This window comes from Planktothricoides sp. SR001 (assembly GCF_001276715.1).
Classification (GTDB): Bacteria; Cyanobacteriota; Cyanobacteriia; order Cyanobacteriales; family Laspinemataceae; genus Planktothricoides; species Planktothricoides raciborskii.
Genome location: NZ_LIUQ01000141.1, coordinates 1 through 1,829 on the forward strand (window position 1 = coordinate 1; position 1,829 = coordinate 1,829).

Sequence of the window (1,829 nt, forward strand, 5' to 3'; positions counted from 1 at the left end):
GGGCGAATCCGACTAAAATTATATAATTGAAAATGACGGATTTCAGTCGGTTTTAACCGACTTGCGCTATGAGACGGATTTTAATCCCCGGCGGATTGGGAAATTGGCTAATTCGGCGGATCCGGGGGATACCAACGATTAGGTGGATCGTCTTCAGAATCAGTTTTTTCCAACCAAGAAATCGCCGTTTTATTCCCATGATGTATTTTCTGATTATTCACATAAGCCACAGCGCGATCGATTTGCTTACTGCCCACAGAAAAAACGCCATATTCTTCCTGCCACGCAAATTTATCTTGACCCATCAATCCTGAATGATTCATATAATAGGCGCTGCTACCTTTTACCGTCTTGACAAATTCAGCAATTGATAGACTCGGAGGAATCGATGCCACCAAATGAATATGATCTTCGATGCCACCAATCCCATGAATGATACAACCCAGAGAGTCCGCTTTGCCAATGATATAATTATAAAGAGTAGATTCTTTATCTGGGGTAATTAAATATTGACGATTTTTAGTTGTCCAAACTAAATGATAGTAAAGTCGCCAGAGAGCCATAATTGGTGTAATAGTCTATGACTATAATTGTAGAGCGATCGCGGCTTTTTCTATGAAGCAAATTTTAGCTTATATCAAGCTTTGTTATAAAGAAGATGGATGAATAATGTTTCGACCATTTCAACATATCGCCTCCACTGGTTTAGCACTATTGCTATTGCTTTCGGGGATAAGTTTTACCACAGGAGTTTGGGCGCAAACTAATCCAAGAACACAATCCAGTGACGATAAACCAGTCAACCCAGTCGATGATCCTGATGACAGAAAAAATAATACAGATTCAGGAATTACGCGAGATAATTGCCTGGTTGGAGAAAATCCAAAACCTCTCACAGCCTTGATTCCGAATTCAAGCGGTTATCCATTAACGACGATGGGATATCCGACGTTTTTTTTCTATATTCCTGATAATGCGCTTGAAGCTGTTGAGTTTTTAATTCTAGATGATAAATCCAGACTTTTATATCGTAACCGTATGGCAATCTCTCCTCGTGGCGGGGTGATGAGTGTGAGTCTGCCTACGGATAGTCCAATGGGAGAATTACAACCAGGGAAATCTTATCAATGGGAATTAGCTTTAGTTTGTCAGAAAAATGGGAAAGAAGATAAAACAACTCATCTGAATGGATGGATTCAAAGAGTAGACAATCCCGATTTAGTGGCACAAGTCCAGCAAGCAAATCCTCGCCAAGTTCCCGAAATTTATGCTCAGGCAGGAATTTGGTATGATTTTCTCGCTAGTCTGGCTAATTTACGACGGGAAAATCCTAATGATTCTGAGTTAACCCAATATTGGATTGAGGTATTGCAGTCTGTGGGATTGGCAGAAGTCGCGGAAGAACCGTTGATTTCGCAACCTTGAAATTACCATTGATTAATTGTAGGTTGGGTTTCCTTCCGCCATATCGCAACACCCGCCATATCGCAACATCCGCCATATCGCAACATCCGCCAGGGATTAAAATCCCTGGCTCATAGCGCAAGTCGGTTAAAACCGACTGTTATGGAGCAGGAAAAATCGGATTTTTAGTCGGTTTCAACCGACTTTAGCTATGAGGCCGCCAACGTTTAAACCCCCGCCGGTCGGATTGTTATGCAGCATTAAATATCGGATTTTTAGTCGGTTTTAACCGACTTGCGCTATGAGACGGGGGTTTTAACCCCCGGCGGTCTGGGTTTCCCGCGACCAGCCCGATCGCCATTCCGCCATATCGCCATTCCGCCATATCGCCATTCCGCCCGATCGCCATATCGCCACACCCGCCA

2 protein-coding genes are annotated in these 1,829 nt (G+C 43.0%); one reads left to right on the forward strand and one right to left on the reverse strand.

Going from position 1 to position 1,829, the window contains the following annotated elements:
• Positions 1 to 107: 107 nt before the first annotated feature.
• Positions 108 to 563, reverse strand: coding sequence for an IS200/IS605 family transposase (tnpA, locus tag AM228_RS28755; RefSeq protein ID WP_054470477.1), 456 nt, complete (start codon positions 561 to 563; stop codon positions 108 to 110).
• A gap of 106 nt (positions 564 to 669) precedes the next feature.
• On the opposite strand from tnpA, the gene AM228_RS28760 reads away from it, so the two are divergent.
• Positions 670 to 1,425, forward strand: a complete 756-nt coding sequence (locus AM228_RS28760) for a DUF928 domain-containing protein (protein ID WP_054470479.1) — start codon at positions 670 to 672, stop codon at positions 1,423 to 1,425.
• Positions 1,426 to 1,829 lie beyond the last annotated feature (404 nt).

Bases quoted from the DNA above. Each gene is read 5' to 3' on its own strand.
- AM228_RS28760 (WP_054470479.1), top strand. From the start codon at position 670: ATGTTTCGACCATTTCAACATATCGCCTCCACTGGTTTAGCACTATTG.
- tnpA (WP_054470477.1), bottom strand. From the start codon at position 563: ATGGCTCTCTGGCGACTTTACTATCATTTAGTTTGGACAACTAAAAAT.